Annotated in this window: 2 protein-coding genes; both read right to left on the bottom strand. The window is 35.8% G+C overall.

The window, feature by feature from the left end:
* Window positions 1-3,996: gliding motility protein (locus tag AABM59_RS08605; protein WP_338408560.1), on the bottom strand; the 3,996-nt coding region annotated here is incomplete at its 3' end.
* A gap of 23 nt (window positions 3,997-4,019) precedes the next feature.
* The gene (locus tag AABM59_RS08600; RefSeq protein WP_338408559.1) at window positions 4,020-6,347 is read right to left on the bottom strand and encodes a choice-of-anchor L domain-containing protein; all 2,328 of its coding nucleotides are present in this window, start codon (window positions 6,345-6,347) and stop codon (window positions 4,020-4,022) included.
* Window positions 6,348-6,356 lie beyond the last annotated feature (9 nt).

Genomic DNA, 6,356 nt, shown 5'->3' with positions numbered 1-6,356 from the left:
AATTGTTGTCAACGAAACCGGAACGGCGAAAGCTTCCGGTAAATCATCAACGATAAATTGTATGGTGGTTTCGTCAAAACAGTTTAATGAGGTATTATTGGTTACAACCGCTTTTATGGTTTGTGAAGTTGTTGCAAAAGTGTTTGGAAAGGGGCTTGGCAACGGGTCATTTGCTTGGTCAAAATAAGTAACCGTTACGTTTGTTTGTCCATTTAATAAAGTAGATTGTAAACTTGTAGTGTTGAAAACAAAAATCCCATCTTGATTGTCATCGCATTGTCTTGGAATGGAGACGGGATTTGCAAAAGGTAATTTCTCGACAGTTAGTTTAATATAATCACCAAAGCCATAACCACAATCAGAAGATAAATTGTTATTGACTCTTACCCAAATATTTTGAGCATAAGGGATGTCATTCCTAAAATTAGTATATTCGGTTGGTTTTATAGCTAAAGAATTCCCATTAACATCATTTTGAGTTAAAGCATCTACTTTGTTTCTATAATATTTGATTGTGTAATTAGATAATGGTGGAGGTAGTTGGGATTCTACAACATTAATAGCAGTGGTTAAATCAAATGCGGATATTCCATCCCTTTTATTTGTATTGGGGTCGCCTGTTGCTGTTCCCTCTGCGGCTAAAGTATCATCGCAAACAGGAGGTACTGGATAACTATATGTTGTTGGAAATTGTGAAGCCACAACAAGAAGTGTTAATTTTGCAACACTAAAACAATCAGTAATTTTATTAGAAACTCTTGTCCAAACATACATTAATCCTTGAGGAGATGGTAAAGGAGGGTTTGTATTTTGAAAGGCTTGTGGAGTTGAAATCAATTCTAAAGGATCTTCGGTATTGGCTCCAGCCAAAGAAGTGTAATAGGTGAAATTTTCATTGATGAAATTGCTGGAAATTACATCATTTTTCACTGTTAAATTGAAATATGTTTTGGCATCTAAATCATCGTCACATTGTATAATAGTGATCTCTTTTACTACAGGTAATTCATAAACAGTCAAAGTAGTTTCATCTGAAGTCAAACCACAGGAATTTCCTATTTTACTCAATTGCACCCGATATTTGTAGCCATTCATCGAATTGGTCACGCTAGTTAATAACAAGGTGTTTGTTGTAGATCCGGAATAAGTTGCATTATTCGAAATGTCAGTCCAATTTGTACCATTATCAATTGAAACGTGCCATTGATACGTATCTACATCATTGTCAACTATAGTTATAGTGGCATTTTGTAATTCGCAAGTTGGTGTAACTGCAGGTTGTGTTGTTATCACAATTGGTGCCGAAATTAAATAATTGGGATTTGGATTTGTATAAGATGCTCCAATCACAAGTCCATTTGAATCAACAGTTATTGGCGAATTTCCAAATTTTCCATCATTATCAGCATCAGTAAAACCCGCTTCAAAAACATCTGAACATAAATCTTTGTCACTGTCTAAATCTCGAAAATTTCGAATTCCATCAGCATCCAAATCATTTCCTGTTTCTACTGAATCTAAAACACCGTCATTGTCACTATCTAAATCTAAATAATCTGCAATTCCGTCCATATCAGAATCAACAGGATTTAATCCAGGTTCAAAAGCATTATCTAGTCCATTTGTATTGGTGTCAGCATTCGATAAAATAACCGAATTATTAACTTGCGCTTCAATAATATCAGGAATCCCATCATTGTCGCTGTCTATATCCAATTGATCGGGGATTGCATCCCCATCAGAATCTTTTGGAACACATACTGCAAAGAATTTCAAGGTTGATTTATTTGGATTCGTATCGGATAGATTTTTATGGGTAAAACTGATAGAGTTTGCTAAATAGCTCAAGAACTTGAAAGTTCCAGTTCCTACTTTCAAAGGAGTGACACTATTTAATCTAAATCGAATTTCAAATGAAGAAAATTCCGTTACTCCACTTTCGTAAATTCCATCGTAGTCAGTGTCAATCAATAATTGATTGTTTGGGTTAATAACAGTTATCGTTTTGTCGATATCTGAATTTATAACGTATTCAGCATCAGCATTCAATAAATCAGAGGGATTGCCACTAGAAATATATTCTATTCCTAAACTTATTGGTTTTGTAAAATTCATGGTATAAGTCACACTACTTTCTTTGCCAGCAGGTATTTCGGTTATAAAACTACCGTCGGCATTTCCTGTAAATGTTCCTATTGACAATCCAGTTTCTGAAGTTGAGACGGCTCCTATAAAAGAATTGGAATAGTTGTCGACTGCAATGCTTCCAGCAGCAGAATTTGAAAGGGCTATATTTAAATTGCCATACGATTCTGTACAATTCGTTATTCCATCATTGTCATTGTCTAAATCAATGTTGTCATTAGCTTTGTCATTGTCTAAATTAGTGGGACAACTGCTAACAGGAATTTTATCTGAAAAAACAAAATCATTATTCGGACATCCAGAAATACTCCCACTAGCTTGATAGTAGCCTGGAACAGTAGGTGTGTATTGGTTGCTTGTTTCTCCTGAAATTTCTATGTCATTTTTATACCATTTAAAGGTGTCGTAGGAAGACAAGCTGTTGATTTTTAAAACTACATTGGGAATACACGATGAACTTGTTACTGAAAGTTTATCAGTCACGATTTCAGGTTTAAGGTCAAAGCCAGAGTAGTAACCGCCATAAGTTGCTGCTCCATTTGTTCCAAAATAGGAAACATAAACTTGTTTAGTTGATTTTATGGTAATATTTCCAGATAAACCATTGATTGTATATCTCTCAAAACCAGGACTTCCTGTTATCGCCACTGCTGAAGCGGTGGTGTTTATCCCGTTTATTTTGACCAAAGCACCTGTTTCTGTGACAATATTTAAACCACCATTAAAAGTAATACTGCCAACTGATTGTATTAAAGGAATATTATCGACAGAATTTGGTGTGGCACAATTTAATGGTGGTACAAAGAACAAGTTTTGATTCGCTGGAGAGTTCGATCCTCCAATGCTTTGATAGGCAAACACTTTGTCGGAAGTAGTAACATATAAATTTCCATTACTAAATTCGCTGCCGTCAATGGCTACATTATCTCCAGGATTTGCTAAAGTGGTAAATGGAATTGCACTACCATTTAAATAAATAATAGTATTTGGATTATGGGCAATTAGTAAAACCCGCTCTAAATCATTAGCGCCAATACCTTTAACAAAAATGTATTCTTTGCCTGTTTTTTCAAAAGAAACGATTTGGTCAAATCCAATGTCTCTTCCATTGATGCTGGAGCTATTGCTCCCTCCAAAGGAACCCGAATTGACTACCACCGATTTGTCAGATTCAACCAATGTACCAATCATCTTGGAACTATTAGAAGGAGTATTATTGCCCGCATAGTTTTCTAGGGCCAATACATAACTTTCATTCTTATTTAAGGTGACTACAATTGGAACAGTATATATTGAGCCATCTGAGAATATTGTACCTATTGGAATATTTGAAATGGTAACGCTTGTGTTATTCTCAGTGGATAAAATAGAAGCAAAATTTAATAAAGTTGAGTCTACATTTGGATTCAACATAGCTCCTAATCTAAATGAGGTACCAAGAGCACTATTTCCTTTTGAAACGAGACCTCCAGCATGATTATAACCACCGTTGTTGTTTAAGCCAGAATTCACTCGTACACTAACGTAAACTAGATCTTCTGCTTCGACAATAAAACCTTTATTTTGAATTATCCCAATATTGGTTTTGGGGGTAAATAATTGCGAAGTGTTTCCTTGTCCAATATCATGTATATAGGGAACGTTATTGCTCACAACACCGGGCAGTATGGTTCCGCCAATTTCAATAATTTTAAAATTAACGTTACTGGTATTGGGTGTAGAGATATATAAATATTGATCTTCGGCCAAATTATTTTGCGCAGTCAACGGCGGGATATAATGCGTTTTGCTAAACTGTGCAAAACAACTTATGGATAAGAAAACAAATAAAAAAAGAGCCGATTTTTTCATGCGCTAAAAGTAATGATTATTAGCTATCGTTTAAGCGAAAAATGGCCTTTTATTATTTTACCGTCTCCAAAGTTTAAATTGAACCAGTAATCGGTTGCTGGTAATTCATTTCCAATGTATGTGCCGTTCCAGGTGGCATTAATTGCGTTAAGTTCTTTTAATAATTTGCCGTAACGGTCGTAAATAGTTATGGTTGCTTGGGGAAATAAATCAAGATTTTTAATTTTCCAAACATCGTTGTAACCATCACCGTTTGGTGTGAAATAACGGGGGTAATCCAAAACAGAAATGGCATAAGGAAGCGATAATCCACAATAGTTTTTGTCTCGTGCATAAGCATAATAATTTTCTGGAGCAATTCCCGTAAATAATGGGTTATCCTGAAAATAGGAACCGTCAAGTGAAAATTCGTAGTTGCCAATTCCAGTTCCAGTATATTCTATTAAAACCGAATTTTCGTTTCCTGCAAAATCATTTATGACAACTCCCGTTATGGTTGCAATTCCTGATTCTTCAACAGTGAATTTTTTTGATTTACTACATCCATTTGTATCGGTGACAACTACGGAATAATTTTCTGGAGTCGTAACAATAATCGAATTTGAAGTGTCTCCCGTGTTCCATAAATAACTCGAAAAACCCGTTGCAACAGAAATAGTAGTTGTATTTCCGTTACACAAAACAGCAATTTCCTCCTGAAAATTTGGCGGGTCAAATGTGTTTACGTCAAGCGTTATTGGAATTATTCCGTAACAATCTGGTCCGTTTACGACTCGAGCTTGGATAATTTGTTGGTTTGGAATTGTATTTTTGAAAATATTAGAGAAAGGATTTTTTTGAGAAATAGCATCGGCAGTGTTCAGATAATATTCGACAATCATTCCCATAGGTAATCCTGTCAAAACTTGTGGGGTAACTTGTGCAAATAAATCAAATTGATATAAACCGTCTTGCGCCGTATCACCATCACAAGTTGAAATGGGGTTTTGTGGTGCAATTGCGTTGTTAGCAATAACAAGATCAACTTGGGCATAGTTTGCACAACCAAAAGAATTGGAAACCCTTGCGAAAAGAGGCGGGTTTGCAAGCATATTTTGATAAGTTGCGGGATTCAAAATCGGGTTAATTGGTACTTGCGCGTTTGGCAATGATTCATAATAGGTGACCAAACTTAAACTCGGGTCATTTCTTTTAATGATATTGTCCAACTTGGTCAAGTCAAAAATGGTTGCGCCATCGCCATTGTCGTCACATTGTATTAATGTTGCATCTGATAATACAATTTCTGGAGCGAATTCTAATTTTATTTCTCCCGTTGCCATACAGCTTGCAGGAGTGAAAACAACTTCGACAGTATAAGTACCTGAATCCGTAACAAGGTATGAAGGACTATTTTCTCCAAGGATGGGAGTTGGCGAACCGTCTTTAAACCAATTGTAATCATAACTTGGAGATAAATTCGTATCAATTAAGTAGCTTTCGCCAAAACAAATGGGGTTAGTTGGAGCTAATCGATCTGTACCCAGGTCTATTTTTGGAGCAAAACTCCCCGCTTTTAAGAAAACCGCTGAATCGTATAACTCATTCAAATCATTAGCAATCACTAATTTTATGTGGTAGCTTGCTCCTGCAACAACAGTTGTTTGGGCATTCATAACTATAGTTTGGCCGGCATAGTTTATAGGACTTGAAAAGGTGTTAAATCGATCAAAATAATTTTCGTTTACAGCAGGACAGCCATTGTAATTCCCAGACGGAGGAATTGTAGGACGAATATTTGTTGAGGAAACAGGTGTAGATGTTCCAGGCAAGACGGCTAAATTTTGATAGGAGGCACCAGGAATATTTTCTTTGATCAAAAAGGCAAATGAATCGGTATACCGACAAGATCCAGTATCCTTATATTCATTAGAAGCAAAAATATAGTCAAAACTCAAAAAATTAGTTAAAGGGACAAAATCGAATTCTAAAACGGTTGCGGTTACAGACGGAATACTGAATATTTGGTTTAAATCAGTATCTCCAAGCCAAGAAGAATCATTATTGTTGCCGTTGCTAAAAACATAAGGTCCTTCAGAAAGTTTTGCGCTCCAAGTACTCAATACGACACCTTCGTTAAATGGAAAGTCGCTTCCGGTGTAAGTAAATGAACCATAACTGTTTTGACCAGTGGGTATGGCGTCTCCAGTTGCAGAATAATTTAAAACTGTTGCACAAGAACTGTTTACCAATAGATTTTCGACAAGTTCTTGGGCTGTTTTGGTATCGTCAACAGTAATATATTGAGCGGTTGCAATAAAAGAATTACAACATAAGAAAGCAAGAAATAATATTGTGTTTGCCCATTTCATAGTAGACAA

Origin of the sequence: uncultured Flavobacterium sp. (assembly GCF_963925185.1) — a bacterium.
Taxonomy (GTDB): Bacteria; Bacteroidota; Bacteroidia; order Flavobacteriales; family Flavobacteriaceae; genus Flavobacterium.
Note: the sequence above shows the minus strand (reverse complement) of the source record. Positions and strands in the feature narration are given on the sequence as shown.

Coding starts and splice junctions, on each gene's coding strand:
- AABM59_RS08600 (WP_338408559.1), bottom strand. CDS start 6,347: ATGAAATGGGCAAACACAATATTATTTCTTGCTTTCTTATGTTGTAAT.